The 25,610-nt window shown below is 62.9% G+C and carries 26 protein-coding genes and 1 tRNA gene; 9 read left to right on the plus strand and 18 right to left on the minus strand.

The genetic code is table 11. The features are described 5' to 3' along the window. Window positions 1-332: 332 nt before the first annotated feature. The 3 genes from HP556_RS02255 to HP556_RS02265 are packed head-to-tail and all read right to left on the minus strand — an operon-like array spanning window position 333 to window position 2,339. On the minus strand, window positions 333-938 hold the full coding sequence (locus tag HP556_RS02255; protein ID WP_175365772.1) for a hypothetical protein: 606 nt from the start codon (window positions 936-938) through the stop codon (window positions 333-335). 4 nt (window positions 939-942) lie between these two features. Continuing rightward, entirely contained in the window at window positions 943-1,581 is a 639-nt protein-coding gene (locus tag HP556_RS02260; RefSeq protein ID WP_175365773.1) for a hypothetical protein, read from the minus strand. Continuing rightward, on the minus strand, window positions 1,578-2,339 hold the full coding sequence (locus tag HP556_RS02265; RefSeq protein WP_338117521.1) for a MotA/TolQ/ExbB proton channel family protein: 762 nt from the start codon (window positions 2,337-2,339) through the stop codon (window positions 1,578-1,580). Before HP556_RS02265 ends, HP556_RS02260 begins: the two co-directional genes overlap by 4 nt. Window positions 2,340-2,533: 194 nt before the next feature. Between HP556_RS02265 and HP556_RS02270 the strand changes: the two genes are divergently transcribed. Then, window positions 2,534-3,913, plus strand: a complete 1,380-nt coding sequence (locus HP556_RS02270; protein ID WP_175365775.1) for a sensor histidine kinase — start codon at window positions 2,534-2,536, stop codon at window positions 3,911-3,913. Then, the gene (locus HP556_RS02275) at window positions 3,910-4,560 is read left to right on the plus strand and encodes a response regulator (RefSeq protein WP_068736182.1); all 651 of its coding nucleotides are present in this window, start codon (window positions 3,910-3,912) and stop codon (window positions 4,558-4,560) included. The genes HP556_RS02270 and HP556_RS02275 overlap by 4 nt, the downstream gene beginning before the upstream one ends. Window positions 4,561-4,638: 78 nt before the next feature. Here HP556_RS02275 and HP556_RS02280 read toward each other — a convergent pair whose 3' ends face one another. From HP556_RS02280 to HP556_RS02295, 4 genes are all read right to left on the minus strand, one after another. Beyond that, window positions 4,639-4,857: a DUF3126 family protein gene (locus HP556_RS02280; protein ID WP_068736180.1), complete on the minus strand. Its 219-nt coding sequence runs from the start codon at window positions 4,855-4,857 to the stop codon at window positions 4,639-4,641. Window positions 4,858-5,031: 174 nt separating this feature from the next. Further along, window positions 5,032-5,859, minus strand: a complete 828-nt coding sequence (gene cysE / locus HP556_RS02285; protein ID WP_068736178.1) for a serine O-acetyltransferase — start codon at window positions 5,857-5,859, stop codon at window positions 5,032-5,034. A gap of 226 nt (window positions 5,860-6,085) precedes the next feature. Then, window positions 6,086-6,838 (minus strand): alpha/beta fold hydrolase, encoded by a 753-nt coding sequence (locus HP556_RS02290; protein WP_175365776.1) that lies wholly within the window; start codon window positions 6,836-6,838, stop codon window positions 6,086-6,088. A 69-nt stretch (window positions 6,839-6,907) separates the two neighbouring features. Further along, window positions 6,908-8,116, minus strand: a complete 1,209-nt coding sequence (locus HP556_RS02295) for a hypothetical protein (protein ID WP_246297348.1) — start codon at window positions 8,114-8,116, stop codon at window positions 6,908-6,910. Window positions 8,117-8,345: 229 nt separating this feature from the next. Between HP556_RS02295 and HP556_RS02300 the strand changes: the two genes are divergently transcribed. Together HP556_RS02300 and HP556_RS02305 are read left to right on the plus strand one after the other, a co-directional pair. Next, a complete protein-coding gene (locus HP556_RS02300) occupies window positions 8,346-8,591 on the plus strand; it encodes a zinc-finger domain-containing protein (RefSeq protein ID WP_089265655.1) in 246 nt (81 codons plus the stop codon). 9 nt (window positions 8,592-8,600) lie between these two features. Beyond that, window positions 8,601-9,767: an FAD-dependent monooxygenase gene (locus tag HP556_RS02305; RefSeq protein WP_175365777.1), complete on the plus strand. Its 1,167-nt coding sequence runs from the start codon at window positions 8,601-8,603 to the stop codon at window positions 9,765-9,767. A gap of 11 nt (window positions 9,768-9,778) precedes the next feature. Here the strand turns inward: HP556_RS02305 and HP556_RS02310 are convergent, their stop codons facing one another. Then, entirely contained in the window at window positions 9,779-10,195 is a 417-nt protein-coding gene (locus HP556_RS02310; protein ID WP_175365778.1) for a twin-arginine translocation pathway signal, read from the minus strand. 148 nt (window positions 10,196-10,343) lie between these two features. Here HP556_RS02310 and HP556_RS02315 point away from each other — a divergent pair. After that, window positions 10,344-10,429 (plus strand) — tRNA-Leu (locus HP556_RS02315). A 4-nt stretch (window positions 10,430-10,433) separates the two neighbouring features. Here the strand turns inward: HP556_RS02315 and HP556_RS02320 are convergent. From HP556_RS02320 to HP556_RS02355, 8 genes are all read right to left on the minus strand, one after another. Beyond that, window positions 10,434-11,198, minus strand: coding sequence for a DeoR/GlpR family DNA-binding transcription regulator (locus HP556_RS02320; protein ID WP_120292610.1), 765 nt, complete (start codon window positions 11,196-11,198; stop codon window positions 10,434-10,436). A 147-nt stretch (window positions 11,199-11,345) separates the two neighbouring features. After that, complete coding sequence (pdxA, locus tag HP556_RS02325; protein ID WP_120292612.1) at window positions 11,346-12,347, minus strand: 4-hydroxythreonine-4-phosphate dehydrogenase PdxA; 1,002 nt, start codon at window positions 12,345-12,347, stop codon at window positions 11,346-11,348. Beyond that, window positions 12,344-13,606 (minus strand): four-carbon acid sugar kinase family protein, encoded by a 1,263-nt coding sequence (locus tag HP556_RS02330; RefSeq protein ID WP_120292614.1) that lies wholly within the window; start codon window positions 13,604-13,606, stop codon window positions 12,344-12,346. The genes pdxA and HP556_RS02330 overlap by 4 nt, the downstream gene beginning before the upstream one ends. A gap of 1 nt (window position 13,607) precedes the next feature. Next, window positions 13,608-14,636 (minus strand): 2-keto-3-deoxygluconate permease, encoded by a 1,029-nt coding sequence (locus HP556_RS02335; protein WP_120292616.1) that lies wholly within the window; start codon window positions 14,634-14,636, stop codon window positions 13,608-13,610. A 278-nt stretch (window positions 14,637-14,914) separates the two neighbouring features. Next, window positions 14,915-15,871 carry a PDR/VanB family oxidoreductase gene (locus HP556_RS02340; RefSeq protein ID WP_120292618.1) on the minus strand — a complete coding sequence of 319 codons (957 nt, stop codon included), beginning with the start codon at window positions 15,869-15,871 and terminating at the stop codon, window positions 14,915-14,917. Next, window positions 15,868-16,389 (minus strand): MOSC domain-containing protein, encoded by a 522-nt coding sequence (locus tag HP556_RS02345; protein WP_120292620.1) that lies wholly within the window; start codon window positions 16,387-16,389, stop codon window positions 15,868-15,870. Before HP556_RS02345 ends, HP556_RS02340 begins: the two co-directional genes overlap by 4 nt. Window positions 16,390-16,476: 87 nt before the next feature. Beyond that, window positions 16,477-17,733, minus strand: a complete 1,257-nt coding sequence (locus HP556_RS02350; protein ID WP_374725737.1) for an MFS transporter — start codon at window positions 17,731-17,733, stop codon at window positions 16,477-16,479. A 221-nt stretch (window positions 17,734-17,954) separates the two neighbouring features. Further along, on the minus strand, window positions 17,955-18,302 hold the full coding sequence (locus tag HP556_RS02355; RefSeq protein ID WP_093756398.1) for a RidA family protein: 348 nt from the start codon (window positions 18,300-18,302) through the stop codon (window positions 17,955-17,957). Window positions 18,303-18,631: 329 nt separating this feature from the next. Between HP556_RS02355 and HP556_RS02360 the strand changes: the two genes are divergently transcribed. Beyond that, window positions 18,632-19,195 (plus strand): helix-turn-helix domain-containing protein, encoded by a 564-nt coding sequence (locus tag HP556_RS02360; RefSeq protein ID WP_068736144.1) that lies wholly within the window; start codon window positions 18,632-18,634, stop codon window positions 19,193-19,195. Window positions 19,196-19,304: 109 nt separating this feature from the next. Here the strand turns inward: HP556_RS02360 and HP556_RS02365 are convergent, their stop codons facing one another. After that, window positions 19,305-20,930, minus strand: coding sequence for an ABC transporter substrate-binding protein (locus HP556_RS02365; protein WP_175365779.1), 1,626 nt, complete (start codon window positions 20,928-20,930; stop codon window positions 19,305-19,307). Window positions 20,931-21,099: 169 nt separating this feature from the next. On the opposite strand from HP556_RS02365, the gene HP556_RS02370 reads away from it, so the two are divergent. Then, on the plus strand, window positions 21,100-21,330 hold the full coding sequence (locus tag HP556_RS02370) for a hypothetical protein (RefSeq protein ID WP_175365780.1): 231 nt from the start codon (window positions 21,100-21,102) through the stop codon (window positions 21,328-21,330). On the opposite strand, the gene HP556_RS02375 is transcribed toward HP556_RS02370, so the two are convergent. Then, window positions 21,327-22,946, minus strand: coding sequence for an ABC transporter substrate-binding protein (locus tag HP556_RS02375; protein ID WP_175365830.1), 1,620 nt, complete (start codon window positions 22,944-22,946; stop codon window positions 21,327-21,329). The two genes, HP556_RS02370 and HP556_RS02375, sit on opposite strands and share 4 nt — an antisense overlap. A 331-nt stretch (window positions 22,947-23,277) precedes the next feature. Between HP556_RS02375 and HP556_RS02380 the strand changes: the two genes are divergently transcribed. Both HP556_RS02380 and HP556_RS02385 read left to right on the plus strand, forming a co-directional pair. Further along, the gene (locus HP556_RS02380) at window positions 23,278-24,411 is read left to right on the plus strand and encodes a M20/M25/M40 family metallo-hydrolase (protein WP_175365781.1); all 1,134 of its coding nucleotides are present in this window, start codon (window positions 23,278-23,280) and stop codon (window positions 24,409-24,411) included. A gap of 246 nt (window positions 24,412-24,657) precedes the next feature. Continuing rightward, window positions 24,658-25,599, plus strand: a complete 942-nt coding sequence (locus tag HP556_RS02385; protein ID WP_089264942.1) for an ABC transporter permease — start codon at window positions 24,658-24,660, stop codon at window positions 25,597-25,599. The last annotated feature ends 11 nt before the right edge of the window (window positions 25,600-25,610 follow it).

The following is a 25,610-nucleotide window of genomic DNA, read 5'->3' on the forward strand; positions in this document are numbered from 1 at the left end:
CCGAACGCGTTTCGATTTGGTCGTCCGTCACACTGTCCAGGGTCTGTCCATCCGAAGGCCGGCCGTCTCCTTGCCAGTGGCAGTGCTGGCGCAGATCCGTCCTGCCCGAAGACAGACGTCCCCCGTGAACCGCGTGACGCCGCATCTCCGGCGTCCACCGCATCCCACCCCGCGAACGTGACGATCGCGATCGCCCCTCTCGGTGGGGCAGGACGGAGGGGAATATAAACCTGATAGGGATGCTGTCAACGGGAGATAGGAAAAAATGTTTGATGGCTGCATCACCGCCCTACCCCGTCACCCCAAGCGGACCTTCGCGACAGCCATCGTCGCTACGGCACATCTTTGGCTGGCAGGACGGGCACGGGCAGCGGGGCGAATGTGATGGACTGGGAGTCGCCGCGCATGAAAGCGGGGTCCAGCAGACCACCGCCGGATGGATCGCCGCCCGGTTCGCCGCTGGCGAACAACGCACCTGGCGGTCCCCCTGGTGGCAACTCGCCCTCGCCGGATCCGAATTGCGCGGCGCGGCCACCTTGCGGATGCCCCGCGGCGATCTCAGTGCGCGCACGCTCAGCCTTGCGCGCGAGCGCAGTGGAGTAAGGCCGCCGATAGGCCCGCGGCGCCCCGCTCGGGAGATTGTCGTCGTCGAGGGCCTCGACCCACATGTGGATGGCACCGGGCTCGCCCTGGGCGATGTTGGGCTCGACGCTGCGCACCCACAACAACTGGAAGTTCGGCGGCAGCGGATCGTCCGCCGACCAGCCGAGCAGGCCCTGGGTGCGGAAGAACACCAGCACGTAAAACGCCGAAGTCACCGCCACCGCGCCGGCCTTCACCGGCCACGGCAGCCGCGTCCGCACCACCGCCAGCAACAGCAACAGGCCGAGCAGCGCGTAGCCGAATGACAGACCGAGAATGCTGGCTTGCAGGCTCATCGCTTCATCCGGCCTTGCGCTCCCTGTACCGCTTGTTCAGCATCCGCACGAGCGATGTCTGGTCGTGATTGACCTCCGTCACGTTGCCGGCCTTGTCCATGATGAAGCGCACCGCGGTTGTCTCGGCGCCGCCATGATCGACATTGACGGTGTCGTAGTGCACCACCTGTACTTTCGGATTCAACTTCTCGACCTTGACCGTCACTGGCACTGGCTGTCCGGTCAGCGCCGCGAAATGGTAGATGTTGACGATGTATTCGCCGGCCACGATGCCGCGCAGGCTGACGATCTCCTGCCGGATCGGCGAGAGCACCTTCTGGCCATTGACCATGATGAAATCGTTGAGCCCGCCGCGATCATCGCGGTCGAGCACCATGAAGCCGGTCTCGCGCCGCCGGTACCACACGATATTGCCGATCGGGTCCTGCACGAACATGTCGATGTCGTCCGGGTGCTTGTCGGGCCAACTCACCGTGATCAAAAACTCCAGCTTGGGATCGACCTTGCCTTCGTCGTCCTTGGTCTTGATCGCCAGCAGCGCGATGAAGAACAGGAACGCGATCACCTGCAGCGCCTTGAACAGCATGACGCCAAGCGGATCGAACGGCGCTTCCTTGTCAGCGAATTCGAACTCGTCGATCACCTCGCGTGCTCCGCTTCGCGTTCGAGCAGCGACACGGCGTGGACGTCGATGACGCCGACGGCAAAGGCGAACAGTTTGGCCGTTGCGTCCTCCAGCATGTAATACTGGATGCGGATCAGGATCGAACCGATCAGTCCCGCCAGCGTGGTGTACATCGCCACCGCCATACCCTCGCTCATCAGGTTCATGGAGGCCTTGATGGCGCCCTGATTGCCGGTGTCGAGGCCGGCGATCGGCGCCAGCATCATGATGAAGCCAACGATCGTGCCGATCAGGCCGAGTTTCATCAGCGTATCTCCGGCAAAGCCGCCGAAGCCGTTGGAGCCGCGCAGATTGCCGGCGAGACGACGCAGCAGCAGCGTCTGGTCGAGCCGTCGCTCACTTTGCAGCGCGGACTTCACGGCGAGGTCGCGGATATGCGACGCCATCAGGCCTTTCGGCAATGCGCCCACACCATCGATCGCGACACCGTCGCCAGCCACGACGATGCGTTGGCCGCCTTGCGCGAATAGCTGCGCTGCTCCCCGCGCCGCGTCGGCTTCGCGCGACACTGCGATCAGGCGCCACAGGCAATGCAGCGACGCACCGAAATAGAGCAGTACGATCACTGACGAGATATAGGTGCGATCGACGGCAAGCATCTGCCGCACCAGGCCATAGTGCCAGAGCAGAACCCCGGCGAACAGACAGAGCCCGGTAAAGATCAACCAGTGCAGTAGCGGCGCGCGATCCGCCGGATCGAGATGATGCCGGCTCACCACATGTCCCTCCTGCTGGTTGTTTCACCGATCACGATCGGCGGTTGGCTTCAATCTGCCGCCTGTACGACTGAGCCTCCAAGGGCATCGCACCCGCCACATACCGGGCAAATTGCCCAAACGATGCAGAACCGCTTGCCAGACCGCGATGCGTGCCGCTTTAATATCAATGTCTCACCGCGGGGAATGCGATCATGCGCCTGCTGATACATCTCGTTCTTCGTCTCGTCGCCGTGGTGCTGCTCTGTCTGGCCTGTACGATCGGATGGATTCTGGTCGATGCGCACCGCACCATCGAGGCCGACACCGCCGCCTCCGCCGACCGCGTCGCGACAACCCTGCAGAACCTGTACTGGCGCGAATTGCTGTGGCGCGATGGCACTTACCGCGATGCACTGCTGCCGCTGCCGGACTGGAAATCCATTGCTACCATGAAGGTGATCGCGCCAGGCGTGTGCATTGACTTCCGGCTCGGCAGCGCGCCGCCTTTCGTCCTGTGCAGCCAGACCGAAGATATCGGCAGCCCGGCGCCGTCATGGTTCGTCAGTCTCTACGGCGGGCTGTTCGGGCCACATGCCACGGAGACGCGGCCGCTTACCGTGCGGCAGCGCGATGCCGGCACCGTGCAAGCCCGTGTCGAACCTGTCGCCGCCGTGCGTCAGGCATGGCGGCAGGTGACCGTGATGGTCAGCATCGCCGCGGCGATGGCGCTAGGCATCAGTCTGCTCGCGATCCTCCTGATCGGCCATGCGCTGATGCCGGCCCGGAGCATCGTACGCGGCCTGCGCCGCCTCGAACACGGTGACCACCGCCATCGCCTGCCCGCTTTCGGCGCCACCGAATTCAGCCATATCGCCCGCGCCGTCAACGATCTCGCCGGCCGTCTCGCGGCCACCACTGCCGAACGCGTCGCGCTGACCAAGCGACTGTTTCAGGTACAGGAAGAAGAACGCCGCGCACTGGCGCGCGATCTGCACGACGAGTTCGGCCAGTGCCTCACCGCCACCGCGGCGCTCGCCGCAGCCATAGAGACCGGCGCCACGCCCTCCCGTCCCGATCTGGCCGACGATGCCCGCGCAATCGCCCGCATCACCGGCCAGATGATGACGACGCTGCGCAGCGCGCTGGCGCGGCTGCGCTCGCAGGATCTCGAGGAACTGGGATTGCAGGCCAGCCTTGTGCAACTGGTGGCGCAGTGGAATGCGAGCGCAACGCGGCGCGCGGTGTTTCATCTCGACGTAACCGGCGATCTCACCGCCGTCCCCGCAGAAGCCGCCGTCAACATCTACCGCATCGCGCAGGAGTGCCTCACCAACGCCGCACGCCACGGCCGGCCGCAGCACGTTCATCTCCGCGTCAACCATGGGGAAGAGGTCCGCGACGCCATCGCCGTCAGTGTCGAGGATGACGGCGGCGGCGACGCCACGCAGGCCCACACCGCCTCCGGTCACGGCATTCTCGGCATCCGCGAACGCATCGCAGCGCTTGGCGGCAGCCTGTCGATCGGCCCGGCGGCACACGGTATCCGCGTGGCCGCGGTGATTCCGCTGCTGCCGCGACAAGCGGCGGCATGACCGCCGTCAGCATCCTGCTGGTCGACGACCATCCGGTCGTGCGCGAAGGTTATCGCCGGCTACTGGAGCGGCAGGTCGGTTTTCGCGTGAGCGCGGAGGCCGAGGATGCCGCTGCGGCCTATCGCGCCTATCAGGCAGAGCGCCCGGACGTGGTGGTCATGGATCTGTCGCTGCCCGGCCCCGGCGGGCTGGAAGCGATCCGGCATATCCGGCAATGGGATCGCACCGCGCGCCTGCTGGTGTTCACCATGCATGCAAGCGCTGCGTTCGCTCTGAAAGCGTTCGAGGCTGGCGCCTGCGGCTACATCACAAAGAGCAGCGCGCCGCACGAACTGGTGCGCGCCATCGCCACCGTCGCCCGCGGCGGACGTGCATTGAGCGAAGACATCGCGCGCGAAATCGCCAGCGAGCGGCTCGGCAACGAACGGTCGCTGGTGGAAGATCTCGGGCCGCGCGAAACGGAAATCCTGCGGCTGGTGGCGTCAGGCTGGACCACGGAGCAGATCGCGACATCGCTCAATCTGAGCACCAAGACCGTGCAGAATTATCACTACCAGATCAAATCGAAGATCGGCGCGCGCACCGACGCGCACCTGGTCTGGCTTGCCACCGCCGCCGGCCTGGTCGCGCCGGACAACGCGGCCTAGCGTGTGATGCGCAGAGCGCGGGGCCTGCGCAGCGCTTGCGTGACCTCGCCGCCGCCAAGCCGGAGGCGAGGCGCAGCCTCAGCCGTTATCGACGAGGTCTTCTTCGAGGATCGCCATCTGGAACTGGAACGAGCGATCGTCGTCTTCGTCATCGACGAACAGCACGCCGATGAATTCTTCGCCGATATAGACTTCGGCGGAGTCGTCCTTCTTCGGGCGCGGCACCACGCGGAGCTTCTGGTTGCCGAACACGCGCTTGAGATAGGCGTCGAGCTTTCTGACTTCCTGAACGTCCACAGGTGTCTCCAATGCAGTTGATGTCTGTTGAGCTGATGGAGAGAAGCTTTAATGCGAGATGACGGCCACGGCTAGGCCGTTTCTCGAAAAATCACGCCATCCCACAAGTGAACGAAAACGCGTGCAATATCAGCGCTTGCAAATCGCAAGCCCAGAAGTCTCAGCCCCTGAAAATCAGAGCCCGATCGCGTTCAGCATCTGGTTCATGGTGCGCGACGGCTCCGAACAGCCGGCTTCGCCGACGATCTTCGCCGGCACGCCGGCCACGGTGACGTTGTGCGGCACAGGCTTGACGACAACGGAACCCGCGGCAATGCGCGCGCAATGGCCGACCTCGATATTGCCGAGAATCTTGGCGCCGGCGCCGATCAGCACGCCGTGGCGAATCTTCGGATGGCGGTCCTCGTTTTCCTTGCCGGTGCCGCCGAGCGTCACGCCGTGCAGGATCGACACGTCGTCTTCGATCACAGCGGTCTCGCCAACGACAAAGCCGGTCGCGTGATCGAGAAAGATTCCGCGGCCGATCTTGGCGGCGGGATTGATGTCGGTCTGGAAGGCCGCCGACGAGCGGCTCTGCAGATACCACGCAAAGTCCTTGCGGCCCTTTTTGTGGAGCCAATGCGCAAGACGATGCGCCTGGATGGCATGAAAGCCCTTGAAGTATAGCAGCGGATCGATGAAGCGCGTGGTGGCGGGATCGCGGTCGAACACGGCGACAAGATCGGCGCGGAACGCATTGCCAAGATCCGGCTCGTCGCGCAGCGCTTCGTCGAAGGTCTGGCGGATCAGGTCGCCGGACAGCGCTGCGTGATCGAGACGTTCCGCAACGCGGTGCACCACCGAATCTTCCAGACGGTTGTGATGCAGCACGGTCGAATAGATGAAGGATGCGAGTTCAGGCTCGCGATGGACGATGTCTTCCGCCTCGGAACGGATGCGATCCCAGATTGGATCCAGCGTTGCGAGTTTTGAGTTCTGCGGATTGATGCTCTGCACGGCCATGGCGGACTCGCAATTTCCTGAATACGGCGTCGATTATAGCACAAGGCGCATCGCTGTCGCGACACGGCTCCTGCCATCGTGAACGGTGGCTTACCCGGAAATCACCTGCCAACACGTTGAAAGCGCAGGCATTTCCGGTGGAAGCCCCGTCCGCCCAAAAACCGGGCGTGCATCAGAAGTGGGCGCTCGTGTGATCAAAACAAGGTGCGCCCCTCGCCAATTGTCATCACGGGCGGCGGGACAGGAAATCCAGCACGCCTTCCTTGTAGACGCGATCGCCAACCGCCCGCATGTGATCGCGGTTCGGAATATCCAGCACTTCAGAGCCGGCGATGACCTTCTGCAACTCCTGCGCGGAGCCGCTGATCTCGTCCGTCGTTCCCACCGCGATCAGCAGCGGCACCTTGATGGCGGCGGCTTCCTCATTCGTCATCAGCCGGCGCGAACCGCGCAGACAGGCTGCGAGCGCGCGGCGATCCGAACGGGTCTGATCGGCGAAAGCGCGGAACGTGCGGCCCACGGGATCGGTGACGTCGTCGAGCGAGTCCGCCTCGAGCGCGAGGGCGACATTCTCGCCGGGACCACCGCCCTTGATGAGGCCGATGCCGAGACCGCCGAAGATCGCGCTGCGGATCAATTCGGGATGGCTGTAGGCGATATAGGCAGTGATGCGCGCGCCCATCGAATAACCCATCATGTCGGTGCGCCCGATGCCAAGATGCGCGAGCAGCGCGCGCACGTCAGCGGCCATCGCACCAATGCTGTATTGTTCGGAATCGTAGAGCTTGCTGGAATCGCCATGGCCGCGATTGTCGAGCGCGATGACGCGGCGATTGTGCTTCTTCAATTCCGACACCCAGGTCGGATAGACCCAGTTGACGTTCTTGCTCGATGCAAAGCCGTGCACGAGAACGATCGGATCGCCCTCGCCTTCATCGAGATAAGCAATTTCGACAGCGCCGTTGTGAAAGCTCGGCATCCAGAATTCCGTTACGATTGAGAGATGGGTGATTGAGAGAATGAATGGTGGTGGTGGGAAGCGCGCAGTTTACCCGTGGACGAGCACCGGCGCCAGTGAGTGAGCCGGCGCGGGATGGCGGAGAGCCATGTCCCTGAGTAATGCGTCCTTGCGTGAGATCTCCTGCAGCAGCGCATCCTGACGCACCGCCAGTTCCCGGCGCGCGCGCCTCGCCTTGGAGCGCTGCAGCCACGACCACGTGATGCGCTCGGTGGTTGCCTTGATCGACACGACAAATCCAAGCAGCGCGAACAATGCCCAGAACACCCACATCGAAAGATTGAACGCGCCAGCCGCCAGCAGCAGCGCGCCCCGGCCGAACATCTTCATGATCGCGCGGGTCTGGCCGCCCTTGACCGTGGCCAGACGCGCTGCGCGCGTAACATCCTTGGGGCTCTGGGCGATACGCAACGTATCGAGCGCGCCGCGCGTGCCGGCTTTCTCGCCGACGCGGCCAACATCCCCGGCGAGACGCACGATGCCGCCGGCCTTCTCGGTGCGGAACGCCGCCTTCACCGCGGTGATGGTCTGGCCCGGACGCAGCAGCGAGGCATCGGCCACCGCAGCCCGCAACATCGGCCCGTCCACCACGCCGCGCGCCGAGCGCGCCGCCCAGGTGGTGAGCCCCTCGCCGATCCGTCCGACCTTGCGCGCATCCTTCACCAGCGTGAGGCCCGCGCGCACCGGCGCGACGCCGCCGACGCTGACATAGGTCGCGGCGGTCACAGCGAGACCTGCAGCAGCAAGGCCGAGAATGAGGTGATCGGTGTCCTCACCCATCGCCATGTGCTTGCTCTCGCGCACCACGTCGCGGATATCGCCGAACACAAAGAGATCGCCGGCGACGGTACCCGACAGGCTGCCGAGATCGTCGGCAGTGCCGGTGACAAAGCCAGTCGCAAAGCGGCTGGCGAAATGGGAGGCGGAATTCTCGTCCGCAACCGCCTCGGTCACGCGCCGGGCGAGGTCGTCCGGCAGTTGAACATTTCTGGCAGCCGCAACGTCGGCAAAACTCTTGGCAAGGTCCGCATCCCTGGCCGCGAGCGCGTCCTCGATATTGCGGGCGAGCACCGCGGGATCCTTCCGCAATGCAGAGCTGAGTTGCGCATCGGCCAGAGCGACCGGGTCATCCTGGGCGGTCAGCACCGCGCCGGCGTCGCGCGCATGCGGCAGCAACAGCAGGCCGGCGGTCGCGCAGACCGCTACCCCCGTCAAAGCTGTATCAAGCCGGAACCACATGGCGGGAAACCCTATCCTTGCACCTCTTTAGAAATGGTGCGTCACATCGTGGACACAACTGCCCCGACGAAAGAAGGGCTATTCGGAGACACCCGAATTGTGTCGAATTTGTACGAATGAATGACCCCTGCGCGGTCTAGGAATCATGGTTCCGGACCAGTATGGTGCGACGCACTGAATGGCGCGCCGGTTCATACGCCCGCGGCTGTTGCGAGCAAAGGTAGAGAAGATGTCCGACCACGTGGTTCCGCACTTTCACAATGACGCCGGCGTTCCGATCATCGAGATCGGCTCGCAGGAATTCATGTGCGTGGGTGCCAATCCGCCGTTCGATCATCCGCACGTCTTCCTCGACCTCGGCAACGACAACGAGATCATCTGCCCGTATTGCTCGACCCTGTATCGCTTTGCCGCCGATCTCGGCGCCGGCCAGTCACGTCCGCCGGAATGCGTGGTGAAAGACAAGGTTGCCTGATTTCCGGCCGTGACGGCGCCGCGCACCATCGTCATCGCTGGTGCGGGCATCGGCGGACTGACGGCTGCGCTGGCGCTCGCTGCCAAAGGGTTTCGTGTCCTCATCCTTGAGAAGACCGGACGGCTCGAAGAGGCCGGCGCCGGACTGCAGCTCTCGCCCAATGCGACCCGCATACTGATCGGCCTCGGCCTGCAACCGCGCCTTGCGCCCCATGTCACGACGCCCGCCAGTGTGAGCATCATGACCGCGCGCAGCGGCGGCGAAGTGATCCGCCTGCCACTCGGCAGCGCCCGCGATGACGCACCCTACTGGCTGGTGCATCGCGCCGATCTGCAATCGGCCTTGCTTGGCGCGGTCACCGCGCATCCCGACATTGAACTGCGCCTCGGTTGTCCCGTGGACAACCTCCGCGCCACGCCCGCCGGTATCATCGTCAACGGCGAGTCGGCGCTGGCCTTGATCGGCGCCGATGGCGCGTGGTCTTTCGTGCGACGGCAACTGTTTCCCGAAACGCAGCCGCACTTCTCCGGCCTGATCGCCTGGCGTGGGACGCTGGAAACGAGCCGGCTGAAAAGCGACCTGGTCCCCCATGGCGTCCAGCTCTGGATGGGGCCGAAAGGCCATCTCGTTGTCTATCCGGTGTCATCGGGCGAGCGGATCAACATGGTCGCGATCATGCCCGGCGCCGCGATACAGCCGGGCGGCAGCGATGCTGGCGACGCCAGCGAGATCCGCCAACATTTTGCAGCGTCGCGCTGGCCCGCCAATGCACGTGCCATGATCGAGAGCGTCGATAACTGGCGGCGCTGGCCGCTGTTCACGATGCCGGACGGCGGCATGTGGCATGAAGGGTCCGTGGCGCTACTGGGCGATGCCGCCCATGCGATGCTGCCTTTCGCCGCGCAGGGCGCAGGCATGGCCATCGAGGATGCGGCGGTGCTGGCGGAGTGCCTTGCCGCCGCTGGCCACGATGCCGCAGCGATCGCGCCCGCATTGGCGCGCTACGCCGCGCTACGCCAGCCACGCGTCGGCCTGATACAGCGCACCGCCCGACAATCCGGCCAGATTTATCATCTGCGTGGCCCCATGGCGCTGGCGCGCGACCTCGCCATGCGCGCGCTCGGTGCAGAGCGTCTACAGGCGCGGCAGGATTGGATCTATGACTGGAAACTCTGATCCTGACAGGCTCAGGAGCGGGCGCCAGCCCGCTTGCGCGGCGTAATGGGTTCTGATGCCGCCGGCGCTTTCGGCGCACTCGCCACACACTTGCTCTTCTGCCAGTTCTCTTCCGCCAGCTTGGCCTGCGCACGCGTCGAGATGTAATCGTTGCGATAGGCGAGTTCGCTGACCACCGCGCCGCCCGTGCCGGTCTGCGCCTTGTCGATCAGTCCCTGCAATTCGGCCGTCCGCGTCGCAAGCATCTTGCGCTCGGTCTCAAGCTGCGGACAGTCATAGAGGTCATATTTCGCAGGATCGACAAAGGCGCCCGACACCATGCCATCGCCCATGCTGGCGCAGCCGCCGAGATAGCCGGCCAGAACGAGCAACGACGCCATCGCGGCAGCGCGCAGCGGCAGGCGGAAACGGGACGGAGAAACGATCATCGGGACTTTCTAGCCGGGTACTATTGAAGTTGCGTAAAGCAGCCGCCGGTGGCCGGATTGAGGCCGAAGCTGCGCCCCCGCCCGCCATTTGCCTGATCTCGCAAGCGATTTGGCGACTGGCGATTTTAAAGGTAAGGAAGCGCGGCCTGCCCCCTTGATGGAATTGGTAGACATACAAGACTTAAAATCTTGAGTCCTCTGGGCGTGCCGGTTCGAGTCCGGCAGGGGGCACCAGCGGCTAGACGCCAGCCACCACGATTCGCGCCCCTGCACTCTCCATCAGCCTGCGCTGCTCCGCAGGCGCACCGGCGCCCGTCACCAGCGTCCAGCGCGGCGGCAGCGGCGCCCAGGCGTCTTGTTCGGCGCGGCCAAGCTTGCCGGCGTCGGCGAGCACGATGACCTCCTTGGCCTGCTGCATCATCAGGGACTTCAAGGCGACCTGATCCAGATCCGCTTCGCAGAGGCCACGACCACTGACGACACCGTCGGCGCTCATGATGGCGCGGTCGGCCGTGAGCCGGCGCAGTCCCTCGCTGGCCAGAGGTCCCATGGTGCTCATGCTGGTCGAGCGCAGCGCGCCGCCCAGCACCACGAGTTCGATGCTTGGCGCCTTGGCGAGAAACGGCAGCAGCGCGATATTGTTGGTGATGATGCGCAGGCGGCGCTGCAGCAGCAGCTTGCCGAAAGCGGCGACCGTCGATCCGGCATCGAGGATCAGCGTATCGCCGTCCTCGATCAGGTCGATCGCGGCGCGCGCGATGGCCTGTTTTTCCTTGCCCTGGACCGCGAAGCGCTGGTCGAGCGTGGTCTCTGCGACATGGCCGGTGAGAATCGCGCCACCGTAAGTGCGGCGAACCGCGTTGTTCTTCGAGAGATGCTGCAGGTCGCGCCGCACGGTGGACCCGGACACACCGAAGCGCCGTGCGAGATCGTCGACATCGATCTCGCCGGCGTTCAGGGCGTCCAACAGGCGGGCGTGCCGCTCCTTGCTGCGCATCGACATCGAACCTCAGCCAATCAAGCTGGTATTTACCAGCGTTTCGTCATGCCGGGCAGCGCGAAGCAAGCTTCGCTTGACGTCCCGGCCGTCCACGTCTTCGAAGTAACAAGACGTGGATGCCCGGCACAAGGCCGGGCATGACGGAGATTGTCAGGCCGCCTTGGCGCCCGGTGCGAGATCCACCGCCTGCCGCAATGCCTCCAGAAGGCTCCGCTCATCGGCGATGCCCTTGCCGGCGATGTCGAAGGCGGTGCCGTGATCGACCGAGGTGCGGATGACAGGAAGGCCAACCGTGATGTTCACGCCGGATTCCAGACCCAACACCTTGATCGGACCATGGCCCTGATCGTGATACATCGCGACCACCATGTCGTAGTCGCCGCGGCCGGCGAGGAAGAACAGCGTATCGGCCGGCAGCGGACCGCGGACGTCCCAGCCCTTCTTCTGGCAGACTTCGACGGCCGGCGTGATCTTCTCGGCTTCCTCGCCATAGCCGAACAGGCCGTTCTCGCCGGCATGCGGGTTGATGGCGCAAACGCCGATCTTCGGATTCTTGATACCGGCCTTCACCAGCACTTCATGGCCACGCGTGATGACGCGTTCGACCAGGCCGGGCTCGATCTTCTTGATGGCGTCGATCAGGCCGATATGCGTCGTCACGTGAATCACGCGCAGCTTCGGCGATACCAGCATCATCGACACTTCCGGCGTGCCGGTCAGATGCGCGAGCAGTTCGGTATGGCCGGGATATTTGTGGCCGGCGGCATGCAATGCTTCCTTGGAGAGCGGCGCGGTGCAGATGCCCTGCGCAAAGCCGGACTGCACCACTTCAACAGCCTTCTCGATGTAGCGATAGGCCGCCTCGCCCGCGATGGGCGACATCTGGCCGAATGGAAGATCATCCGGAACGATCTTCAGATCCACGCATTGGACGTTCTTCGACGCGAAATTCGCAGCCTTTGCATCACTGAGCGAGTCAACGCCAATCCTGGCGCCGACAATCTCGCCGGCCTTGCGCAGGCGATTGGCATCGCCGATCACCAGCGGATTGCACATCGCAAGCATTTCCGGATGGGCGAAGGCCTTCATGATGACCTCAGGCCCGATACCTGCGGGATCGCCCATGGTGATCGCAATGGTCGGACGGGTCATGTGAAGATTCCTTGGGTTCGGACGGTGTGAAGACGTTCGTGAATTTTGATCAGACTGTTCTCGTCGCCAAAGGCGCCGGCCTTGGTTGCAATCGGAACGGACAATGCGCCAAGTGTCAGCCCGAGCGAAACGCCGGGCTCGATCTCGTCGGCCAGACGGATGCCGTTGACGCCGAAGCGCGACAGCAATGCCGCCGCGGTCTCGCCGCCGGTTGCGGCAAAGGCGCCGATGCTGGACGCCACGGGCATGAGGGCATCGGCGAGATTCTGCGCGAGCTGCGGACCGAGCGACATTTTCGGATTGTCATCCATCACGATCTCGACCAGCACATCACCGCCCGCCAACAGTCCTTCGGTCACGCGGGTGGCCAGTGCCGCCTGCCCGGCTTTGTCGCCGAGCAGAACTTCCGGCGTAACCGGCAGATGGGTCACGGTGCCGCTCGCGACCAGTTTGCGCGCTGCGGAGCGCGATGCACCGGCGAGCGATCCGACAACAATCAGGGTGCCATATGTGCTAGTCGGAATTTCGAGCTTCTCGGCAGAGCTGGCGTCATCGAGCTCAGCCAGTGCATGCGCGAGGCCGGCACTGCCGATGAACAGCGTCGCCGGTGAAATCTTCAGACTGGCTTCCGCAATCAGATGCAGGTCTTGCTCGGTCTCCGCATCGCAGATCGCAACAACGCTGTCAGCGGATGCAATACGCGCAAGGCGAGCCTTGAGATCGCCGCCGCGGATGGTTTCGAGCAGCACCTTCTCGCTGCGCACACCGGCCGAGGCCAGCACATCGGCGATATCGGCGTTGTCGTAGGTGTGATCGCGCTTCCAGACCTCGGCTTCTTCCAGCGGACGACCGCCAACGACGACGCGGCCATTGATCGTGGTGCGGTTCGTCGCGGGAAAGGCCGGCGCGAAGATGCCGAAGGCCGAACCCGACTGCGCCTTGAGATGCGCCAGCGCAGCGGCCGTCTCGGAAGCCGGCTGGCCGCGCAGCGTCGAGTCGATCTTCTTGAACAGGAGCCGACCGGGCTCCATCAACTGTTGCAATATCTCGGCGTGCCGACGCGCAGCGGCCTCAGCCGTAAGGCCGCGGCTCGCTGCATCATAGGAGAGAACCGGATGCTGGCGATCCCCGGCACTTACCCCGGCGCCTGCGATCTCGCCCCAGGTCACGGCAGCCGCAAGGCCCCGACGACCGAAGGCGATGGCGCAGTCCGCTGCACCGGTAAGATCGTCAGCGAGGATCAGCCAGCGACCCGTCATCTTAGCGCCCAGCCACTGGTGCGGGTGATGCGACGCTTGGCGCAGCAGGCGTCGTCGCCTCCGCTTCCGGCTCGACATCACGGCCGACGATGCCGGCAACCCATGAGGTGAGGATCGGCGTCAGGATCGCCGTCACGACCACGCAGGCCGCGATGAGGATGGTCGCCGGGCCGGCAGCAGCCGCATAGGCCGGATTGGCCGCAGCGACGATCGCAGGCACAGCCGCCGCATTGCCGGCGGTCGACGCCGCAGCAACACCCGCAACGCCGTTGCCGCCGGTGAGACGATCAACGAAGAACAGCGGGATGCCGGTCACGATGACGACGGCAACGCCCATGCCGACGCCGAGCAGACCAGCCTGCCAGACCTGGGTCAGGTTCAGGCCGGTGCCGAGCGCGAAGGCGAAGAACGGAATCATCACAGGCACGGCCTTGCTGAGGAAGTCGCGCAACTCGCGATCGAGATTACCAAGGATCATGCCGGCAACCAGCGGCAGGATCGCGCCGACGAGCGCGGGCCACTGGAACGACGACAGACCGGCAACGCCGAGCGTCACCATGGTGAGGAACGGACCGCTTTCCAGCGTCATAATGCTGTAGGCACCGACGTCACGCGGACGACCATACTGGCCCATCAGCGCCATGTAGAGGCCGCCATTGGTGTCGTTCATTGCGGCGACGATCGCCAGCGTCGAGACGCCTGCGAAGATGCCGGCCGTGATCGGCGCTTCGCCGAGCAGGCGGCCGAAGATCAGGCCGAGGACGATGGCGGTACCGACCTTCACGATCATCAGGGCGCCGCCCTTCTTCACGATGTAAGGCGTCGCCTTGAAGTCGATGCTCGCGCCCATGCACACATAGAACACGGCGAGAATGCTGAGAGCGCCGCCGGAGAACAGCGCGCCGGTGAACGAGCCGAAGAATTTCGGGGTGTTGGGGGCAAAGGTCGCGAACAGCGCGCCGATCAGCAGCGGCACCGTCATCATGCCGCCCGGCACCTTCTCAATCGCCCGCTTAATTGGAATCTGCATGGTCTATTTCCTTCCCGCATCCTGCGCGTCACTGATTATTCTGCGCAATTTCCCTCAGGAGCCCCTGCGCACGCCGCCCAATATGCGCAAATTGCGCATCCATCAAACACTTTTTGCGCAAATTGCGCAATTTCTAAAAATTAGTTAAACCATCAAGGTATGTTTGTAAGCCATCCAAAGCGGGCGTTTCGCTGACCGGAAGGTCGCGCCCCTCGATTGAACGCAAACAGGCGGCAACGGATGACCGTTGCCGCCTGTTGGGCCGTCAGATCAGGACGTCAGAGATCGAGAACCAGACGATCCCCAGCGGAACCCGCCACGCAGACCAGGAGGCTGCGTTCGCGCTCCGCCGGCGACAGCACGCGGTCGCGATGCACGGGCTGCCCTTCCAGCCAGTCCACCTTGCAGGAGCCGCAGATGCCGCCGCAGCAGGATGCGGGCACGTCGATTCCGATATCTGTCAGCGCCGACAGCATGGTCTGCCCTGCGGCCACGGTGATTTCCCGGTTCGATTTTGCGAGCGCGAGCACATAGGGCTTCGCGTCGGGGTCGACCGGCAGCGGCGGCGGCACGAAGCGCTCGATATGAACGCGATGGGCGGGCCAGTCGCGCGACGCCTGTTCGAAGTCGTCGATCATGCCGTCGGGACCGCAGCAGGCGAGCGCGACGTCCGACAGCGGCCGGCCGACCAGTGCCGCGATATCCGGGCGTTGCCCGCTCGACGTGTCGTGAATCACCACATGACCGGACTTGCGCAGCGGCGCGAGCAGATCGGCGAGTGGCGGCTCGCCGCGCGCAATCATGTGCAGCGTGAATTTCGAACGGCCGGTGCGCTTGAGCCAGACCGCCGCCGACAGGAACGGCGTGACGCCGATGCCGCCGCCGATGAAGGTGAAGCGCGTCACATCCGCAGATAGATCGAGCCCGCCGCGCGGCAGCGTCACGCCGATGGTGTCGCCGACCTTGACCGCGTCATGCAGCACGATCGAACCGCCCCGCCCTTCGGCCTCGCGCTTCACTGCCACGACATAGCGCTTGTCGTCGGCCGGATCGTTGCAGAGCGAATAAGTCCGCACCAATCCACCGGGCAGATGCAGATCGATATGCGCACCCGGCCGAAATGGCGGCAGCTCCCAGTGATCGGGATCGACCAGCGAGAACAGTTTGATGCCCGGGCCCCCGTCCTCGATCTGCTCGACGATCGTCCTGACTTTGGTGATCGGCACCGCGGTCATTGCACATTCCGCACGGCATCGCCGACGCGCACGGTGCCACCCTGCAGGATCTTGCAGTTGAGGCCAGAGCGGTTGATCAGCGGATCGAAGATCGCCTTGCCGGTGATCTCCTCGATATGCCGGCACGGGATCGACAAACGCGTCGATTCCAGCAGCGTTTCGCCGAGCCAGAACTGGCGACCGACCAGATGCGTCAGCGGCACGCCGGATACGGTGACATTGCGCCGATGTTCCTCGGGACCCAGATCGATATTGTGATCGCGCTTGAGCGCTACCAGCGTCTCATATTCGAACAGCGTGACCTGGCGCCCTTCTTCAGGCTTGTGCGAATAGAAGCCCTCCTCGCGGCCGATCATGTAGCGATCGCCCTCGATGCCCTTGCCGGCGACCAGCGTGAGCTCAGGCATTTCGCGCATCGGCAGGAATGCGCGCGGCGTGATGTGGAGATAGCGCACCACGCCGGTCCATGACGGGACCACGGAGCCGGGTGCAGGTTTGGCAGTCAACGTATCGAGCATCGCTCATATCCCTTCTGCGGAAATCATCATCGCAGTCATTGATAGGCAGGCATATGGGGCGGCAGCCGTACTGCCGCCCCGTTGCCGTCAGGTCAGTTCCTTGTTCGCCATTTCCGGCGCAAAGGACGTCGCGATGGCGGTGATGCAGGCGCAGAAGATCAGGAACACCGACACCGGCCAGGTCGCACCGGCCCACGTCATGAGCGACGCCGCGATGAGTGGGCTGAGACCGCCCGAGATGGCCGCACCGACCTGGAAGCCGAGCGACGCACCGCTATAGCGCAGCTTCGCGGTGAACAGCTCCGAGTACCAGGGCGCGCCGATGCCGAACATCACCATCTGGCCGAACGAGATCGCGACAACGATGGTGAGGATCACGATGGTCGGATCGCGCGTATCCAGCAGCCAGAACATCGGGAATGCGAAAGCCGCGCAAAAGAGGCAGCTCGCATAGAACATCGCCTTGCGCCCGACCTTGTCCGACAGCCAGCCGAAGAACGGGATCGAGAACAGTGCAACGAAGGATGCGATGAAGGCGCCGTTCAGCACCAGCCCGCGCGACAGGCCGAGCTTCGACGTCGCATAGGACATGATGAACACGCCGGCGATCGAGGCATAAGCGATCTCCGAGATCTTCAGACCGACGGCCGTGAAGAACGGACGGCGGTGATACTTGAAGATGTCCACGATCGGCATCTTGGCGACTTCGTTCTTCGCCTTGAGCGCGCGAAACGCCGGGGTCTCTTCCATGCTCATGCGGATCCAGAGGCCGACGCCGACCAGTAGGATCGAGATCAGGAACGGAATGCGCCAGCCATAGCTCATGAAGTCTTCTTCAGGCAGTTGCGACACCAGCGCGAACATGCCGATAGCCGCGAGATTGCCGACGGGATTGCCGACCTGCACCATGCTGCCGAGGAAGCCGCGTTTATGTGTCGGACAGTTCTCGACCACCATCAGCACCGCACCGCCCCACTCGCCGCCAAGGCCGATGCCCTGCAGGAAACGCAGTGCGATGAGCAGGATCGGCGCTGCGATGCCGATCTGTGCGTAGGTCGGCAGCAGGCCGATGGCGAATGTGCCGAGGCCCATCACCATGATCGTAATGGCGAGCATCGCCTTGCGGCCGACACGGTCGCCATAGTGACCGAAGATCGCCGCGCCGAGCGGACGCGCGAGGAAGCCGACAGCATAGGTGCCGAAGGCTGCAATGGTCGCGAGCGCCGGATCGCCGGCCGCGAAGAACACCTTGTTGAACACCAGCGCGGTCGCTGCGCCGTAGATCAGGAAGTCATACCACTCGACGGCGGTGCCGATCACGCTCGACCAGACGATCTTGCGCATGGCCGCATCGTCGGGATTCTCCGCCGTGGCGGTGACTGTATTGAATTCTTCTGCGACGGTCATGTTCACTCCTTCAAAAGACATGTTCAGTTTCAGGCGCGTGGGCTCGTTCCGTGCCACGACATCTCGCGGCGCAGTCCGGGTCTTCTCGTGAACTTTCGCTGTTGCTTCAGTCGCCTCAGCGCAGGCGTCGGCGATGCTTAAGGAATGGCAGCGATTCCCTAGAGAATCGCAGCGATGGCTGCGATCTCGACTCTGATCGAGGGATTGGCGAGCCGCGCTTCGACACAGGCGCGTGCAGGCGATGCGCCTGCCGGCACCCACTCATCCCAGACCGTATTGAAAGCCGCGAAATCCGCGATGTTGGGCAGCCACACCGTGGCGCTCAGGATCGATGACTTGTCCGTGCCGGCTTCGCCGAGCAGTGCATCGATCTTGGCGAGCACTTCGGCGGCCTGCGCTTCGACACCGACAGACAGATCGTCCGGCACTTGCCCAGCGAGATAAACGAGACCACCATGAACAGTAGCCATGCTGAGCCGCTTACCGGGCTTCAAACGCTTGATCATATATCTGCCTTCGTGTCGTTTTCTGAGGACATATTCCCGTCATCAAAATCCAACATGTTTACTGACAGAAATCAACGTCACGAAAATCGGCATCTGATGCCTAAATCGGCAAAAGGCAGCCGATGCACATAACGCAGGCTAAAAATCGGCATTCTCCGGCACTTTTGCCTAAATTATCCTTGCCCGTGCTGGAAATATCTGCAGCAATGTTTTCCTGTAGAAACACTCCGGCATCGCTCTGGAGCTCTTTCAAAGAGATCAGCGAGACGGCCCTTCCACCATCGCCGCGCGCCCTCTAAAAGAACAGGTACCTCATCAGGAGATCGACGTTGCTCGACGTCAGCAAGAATGCGGTTGGTTTCAACCTGCGCCAGCTACGCACCACCAAGGGACTGACGCTGGATCAGCTCGCCACCCAGAGCGAGTTGACGCGCGGCTATATCTCCCTCGTCGAGCGCGGTCTGAAAACGCCGTCGGTCAATGCGCTGCTGCGCCTCGCCGCGGCGCTCGATGTCAACGTCACCTATCTGTTCGACCCCAACCCGACGCCCGCCCCGCGCTACACGCTGTTCCGGCAGGATGAACAGCAAACGCCCATGCAGGACGACGGCGTCGATCTGCTGGCGCTGGCTGCGGGACGCACACGCAAGATGATGGAGCCGTTCCTGATCCGGCCGCCGCTGAAATTCGCGCCGCGCGCGTCGCATGCGGGCGAGGAATTCCTGTTCGTCATATCAGGCAAGATGGCGATCAAGATCGAGGACGAAGAGATCGTCCTGAAGAAAGGCGACTGCCTGTACTTTTCCGGCGAGACGCCGCACTGGGTGCGCAGCATCGGCAAACCCAAGGCCGACGTGCTGCTCGTGGTATCGGCGGCATCGCCCGAGCGGTAGTACCGGCCCATCCCCGTCATTACGAGGTCATTCGCAAAAACAAAGACGCCGGCCTGATCACTCAGGCCGGCGCTCTCTTATTCAAACCTGCCCGCCGCAGCGGCGTCGGTTATTCCGTCTTGTCGATGTTCCAGAACACCGGAGTGGCGGCGCCCGGCAGCACGCCGGTCAGCGACTTCCGCCATATGCTGGGGATCCGGTATTCGCCAAGCGGCAGATACGCGACCTGCTCGAGCGCACGGGCCTGGACTTCCGCAGCGGCAGCCTTTTGTTCCGCAGGCGTCGCTGCGCGCGCATACTTGTCGCGCAGTTCTTCGATCTTGGCGTCCTCGAACCATCCGAACCAGCCGCCATTCTTGCCGCGGCCCGACGTCGAGACGTTGGAAACCGGGTTAAGAATATCAGCAGCGACCCAATTGGTGAAGAACATGTTCCAACCGCCCTCCTTGACGGGCTTCTGGCTGGCGCGGCGCGTCACCACGGTCTGCCAGTCGGTGGCTTGCACTTCGACCTTGAAGCCGGCATCGCGCAGAAGCTGCGCTGCAACGATCGGCTGCGCCTTCAGCGACGACACATCGGTGGGCGCCATGATGACCACGGGCGTGCCATCATAACCGGATTCGGCCAGCGCCTTCTTGGCTTCCGCCATGCCGCTGCCCTTGACCATGGTTTCCGAACCGACGTCGGTATCATTCGGCGTGCCGCAGCCGAACATGGCACCGCAGATCTTCATGTAGTCGGGATTACCGACCAGCGCATCGAGCACCGGCTTCTGGTTCATCGCGAGGAATGCCGCGCGGCGAACCTTGACGTTGTCGAAGGGAGGCAACAGGAAGTTCATACGGCCCAGCGTCTGGTAACCGAGCTCGTTCAGAACCTCGATCTTGAGGTCCTTGTCCTTGACGAGAATCGGCAGCAGGTCGTAGGGACCGTTCTCCATGAAATCGATGTCGCCGGACTGCAGTGCGTTCACCGCCGTCTGCGCATCGGGCATCGTGACCCATTCGACGCGGTCGACCTTGACGACCTTGCCACCGGCCGCCCAGCTCGCAGGCTCGGAGCGCGGCACGTAGTCCTTGTTCTTCTCATAGACCGCCTTCACGCCCGGCTGGAATTCAGCCTGCACGAACTTGAACGGACCCGAACCGATCTGCTCTGGAATGGCCTTGCCGGCGGGCGTCTCGGCGAGACGCTTCGGCATCATGAACGGCACCAGCGACGATGGCTTGGCAATCGAGTCGAGCACGAGGCCGTAGGGCTCTTTGAGCGTCAGCACGATGGTCTTGGCGTCTGGCGCCTCGATGCTCTTGGTGAAGTCCATGAGCTTCTGGCCCATGCCGTCGTTACGACCCCAGCGTTGCAGCGATGCGGCGCAATCTTCCGCGGTCACCGGCTTGCCGTCGTGCCACTTCAGGCCATCGCGTAGCGTGAAGGTGTAGACCATCTTGTCATCGGAGACTTTGTACTCCGCCATCTGCGGCTGGACTTTGAAGTTTGCGTCCATCGCCAGCAACGTGTCGTAAACCATGTAACCGTGATCGCGCACGATATAGGCCGTGGTGATGCCCGGATCGAGCACGCGCAGATCCGAGTGCATCACTGCGGTGATGGTCTTGCCGGCAGCATGCGCGGGCGACGCCAGCACCGGCAGCGCGAGCGCAACGGCTACCGCCAGACCTGGTAGCGTCAATTTCGTGAAGGCCGCAGAACGCTGCCAACGTGACATGTAGGACATTCGATCTCTCCTGACTTGAAACTGACCATCGGTCGATGATTGCTTGTGCAACGCGATAGAAATTTAGGCGCCACCACGCGTTGGCTTTATCTTTTAGACATCAAAGACTTGCATCAAGCGTGATGCGCGTCAATCGCGTTTTCCACGCGCTACATCCACATGCTGCAGAATGCATTCCAATGCACATCGTCAATTTGCAAAGGAGATTGCCTGCTGCTGCCAAGTCACGCACGCAGTCAACGGCATGCTCGCCCCCGCTGCACGCGACATGGCAATCATGGGTGCGACCATCGAACGCATCGCTCGTGGAGAGGTCATTCGCAAAAACAAGAACGCCGGCCTGATCACTCAGGCCGGCGTTCTGTTACTTCACACGAACCGCGACAGCGGCGCCGGTTAGTCCTTCTTGTCGATGTTCCAGAACATCGGAATGGCAGCGCCCTGGGTGACGCCGGTCAGCGAGGTGCGCCAGATGCTCGGCACCTTGTATTCGCCGAGCGGGATGTAGATGACCTTGTCATAGATCTCCTTCTGGATCTCGGCGGCGAGCTTCTTCTGCTCTTCCGGCGTGGTCGCGCGTGCGTATTTGTCGCGCAGCACTTCCAGCTCGGCATCTTCGCTCCAGCCGAACCAGCCGCCATTGCTCTTGCCGCGGCCGGAGGTCGCGACATTGCTGATGGGGTTGAGAATGTCGGCGCCGACCCAGTTGGAGAAGAACATGTTCCAGCCGCCTTCCTTGATGGGCTTCTGGCTCGGACGACGGCTGAGCACCGTCTGCCAATCGGTGGCCTGCACTTCGACCTTGAAGCCGGCATTGCGGAGCAGTTGCGCCGCAACGATCGGCTGCGCCTTCAACGTGGTCACGTCGGTCGGCGCCATGATCACCACCGGCGTGCCGTCATAACCGGCCTCGGCGAGCAGCTTCTTGGCTTCCTCGACGCCATTGCCCTTCACAAGGCTTTCCGAACCGACATCCGTCGCATTCGGCGTGTCGCAACCGAACACCGCGCCGCAGACCTTGTAATATTTGGGATCGCCAACCAGCGCATCCAGCACCGGCTTCTGGCTCATTGCCAAAAACGCGGCACGGCGAATCTTCGGATTGTCGAAGGGCGGGTTAAGGAAGTTCATGCGGCCAAAGGTCTGGAAGCCCAGAGGGTTGAGCACTTCGATCTTAAGCTCCGGATCCTTCGCCAGGACCGGCAGCAGGTCGTAGGGACCATTTTCCATGAAGTCGATGTCACCCGACTGCAGCGCATTCACCGCGGTCTGTGCATCGGGCATGGTGATCCATTCGACGCGATCGACCTTCACCACCTTGCCGCCGGCCTGCCAGTCGGTCGGCTCGGAGCGCGGCTTGTACTCCTTGAACTTCTCGTAGACGGCCTTCACGCCGGGCTGGAATTCCGACTGCACGAATTTGAACGGACCCGAGCCGACCTGCTCGGCGATCGCCTTGCCGGCGGGCGTCTCAGCCAGACGCTTCGGCATCATGAACGGCACCAGCGACGATGGCTTGGCGATCGAATCCAGAACGAGGCCGTAGGGTTCCTTCAGCGTCAGCACGATGGTCTTGGCGTCGGGCGCCTCGATGCTCTTGGTGAAGTCCATGAGCTTCTGGCCCATGCCGTCATTGCGGCCCCAGCGCTGCAGCGACGCGGCGCAGTCTTCGGCCGTGACCGGCTTGCCGTCATGCCACAGCAGGCCGTCGCGCAGGGTAAATGTATAGACAAGCTTGTCGTCGGAGACCTTCCAGTCGGCCATCTGCGGCTTGATCTCGTATTTCGAGTTCATGCCGAGCAGCGTGTCGTAAACCATGTAGCCGTGGTCGCGGACGATATAACCGGTGGTGATACCGGGATCGATCACACGCAGATCGGAATGCATCACTGCAGTGATGGTCTTACCTGCAGCATGCGCGGGCGACGACAGCACCGGCAGCGCGAGCGCAACGGCGACCGCCAGACCGGGCAGCGCAAATTTCGTGAAGGCCGCAGAATGCTGCCAACGTGACATGTAGGACACTCAATCTCTCCTGACTGGAATCTGACCATCGATCGATGATCGATTATGCAACGCGATAGAATTTTAGGCGCCTTCGCGTATTGCCTTTATCATTTAGGCTTCAAGGACTTGGCATCAAGCGTGATGCGCGTCAATCGCGTTTTCCACGCGATACATCCACACGGTGTAGAATGCATTGCAATGCACATCGTCGATTTGCAAAGGCGATTGCGCTGCTGCTAAGTCATGCGCGAACTCTCGCCGACAAACTCTCGCAATTGTGCGCAGGCACGGAGCGCCTCGATCATCCGTGACGAAATTCTCATCCAAGAGGAATGACTTGATGAACCCCGCCGAACTCCCGTTTGATCTCGAGAATATGCTGCAGGGCCTGCGCGTCTGGGTCGAATGCGAGAGCCCCACATGGGACGCGAATGCGGTCAACAGGATGCTCGACCTCGCTGCACGCGACATGGCAATCATGGGTGCGACCATCGAGCGCATCGCGGGACGTCAGGGATTCGGCGGCTGCATCCGCGCCCGTTTTCCACATCCGAAATTCGGCGAACCCGGCATCCTGATCGCGGGCCACATGGATACCGTTCACCCGGTTGGCACCATCGAAAAGCTGAAGTGGCGCCGCGATGGCGAGCGCTGCTACGGCCCGGCGATCTGCGACATGAAGGGCGGTAATTATCTATCACTGGAAGCCATCCGCCAGCTCGCACGTATCTCCTATACGACGCCGCTACCCATCACCGTACTGTTCACGCCCGATGAGGAAGTCGGCACGCCATCGACCCGCGACATCATCGAAGCTGAAGCCGCGCGGAACAAATACGTGCTGGTGCCGGAGCCCGGTAGTGCGGGCAACGGTGTCACCACTGGCCGCTATGCGATCGCCCGCTTCAATCTCGAAACCATCGGCCGGCCCAGCCATTCGGGCGCGACGCTGTCGAACGGCCGCTCCGCGATTCGCGAAATGGCGAAGAAGATCGTGCAGATCGACGAGATGACTGGACCGGACTGCACGTTCAGCGTCGGCATCGTGCATGGCGGACAATGGGTCAACTGCGTTGCCTCGTCATGCACCGGCGAAGCGCTGAGCATGGCCAAGCGTCAGGAAGATCTCGATGCCGGCGTCCAGCGCATGCTCGCTCTCTCAGGTACCGAGAATGACGTGACCTTCAACGTCACCCGCGGCGTCACCCGCCCGGTGTGGGAACCGAACGCGGCGACCATGGCGCTGTTCGAGAAAGCCAAGGCCATCAATGGTCGCCTCGGCCTGCCCGAACTGACCCATGGCAGCAAGGGCGGCGGTTCGGATGGTAATTTTACCGGCGCGATGGGCATCCCGACCCTCGACGGGCTCGGCGTTCATGGCGCCGATATGCACACGCTCAACGAATATATCGTCGCGCAGAGCCTTGTTGATCGTGGCCGCCTGATGGCGGGATTGCTGGCAACCCTCGATTGATGCAACGTCGTCCGGTTTGCACATGCATCGCATGGCGCAAATCGGGCGGTGGCACAGGACTTGCTACCTTTACGTTTAAGTTTAGCGAACTTCGGGTTGAGGCAAGTTGCGACAGTGAACCATTGTTTCTCGAAAAATCTGTGTTTCTCGCGGACAATGACGACCAAGAGCAGCGAGCCCGTGACGTTTCCGGTTGACCGACGCGGTCCAGTTACGTTCGATCAACACCACCACTAGGAAAGCGCCATGCTCGGATACCTCATTCGCCGGATTCTTGCGGCCATACCCGTTATGGGTGTGGTGGCCCTGTTTGTCTTCCTGCTGCTTCGGCTGACGCCCGGCGATCCTGCCGCGATCATCGCCGGCGATAACGCGACGGCCGAGCAGCTCGACCGCATCCGGACGCAGCTCGGTCTCAACGAACCGCTCTACACGCAGTTTTTCAGCTGGGTCTGGCGGCTGCTGCACGGTGACTTCGGCACCTCGCTGATCTCCAACGTGCCTGTGCTGCAGATGGTCAACCAGCGCATCGAGCCCTCTTTGAGCATTGCATTGAGCGTGATGCTGGTTTCGATCCTTGTTGCGATCCCGCTCGGCGTCATCGCCGCATGGAAACACGGCACATGGATCGACCGTTTCGTGATGGCGCTGTCAGTGATCGGCTTCTCCGTGCCGGTGTTCGTGATCGGTTACGTGCTGGTCCAGGTGTTCGCGATCGAACTGCGCTGGTTTCCGGTGCAGGGTTTCCGCAGCATCTCGCGTGGCTTCGGGCCGTTCTTTGAGCGCATCACGCTGCCGACCGTCGCGCTGTCCTTTGTCTATGTCGCGCTAATCGCGCGCATGACCCGCGCGGCGATGCTCGGAGTGCTCGGCGAAGACTATGTCCGCACCGCGCGCGCCAAGGGCATCAACGAGAGCGGTGTGCTGTTCCGCCACGCGCTGCGTAACGCCGCCGTGCCGGTCATCACGGTGATCGGTACCGGCTTCGCACTGCTGATCTCCGGCGTCGTCGTCACCGAAAGCGTGTTCAACCTGCCCGGCATCGGTCGCTTGACGGTCGACGCCGTGCTGGCGCGGGATTTTCCCGTGATCCAGGCCATGATCCTTTTGACCTCGGGCGTTTATGTCGGGGTCAATTTGCTTATCGACCTTGCCTACGCACTGCTCGATCCCAGAATTCGTTACTAGGAATCTGTATC

The sequence above is a fragment of the Tardiphaga robiniae genome (assembly GCF_013359755.1).
Lineage (GTDB): Bacteria > Pseudomonadota > Alphaproteobacteria > Rhizobiales > Xanthobacteraceae > Tardiphaga > Tardiphaga robiniae.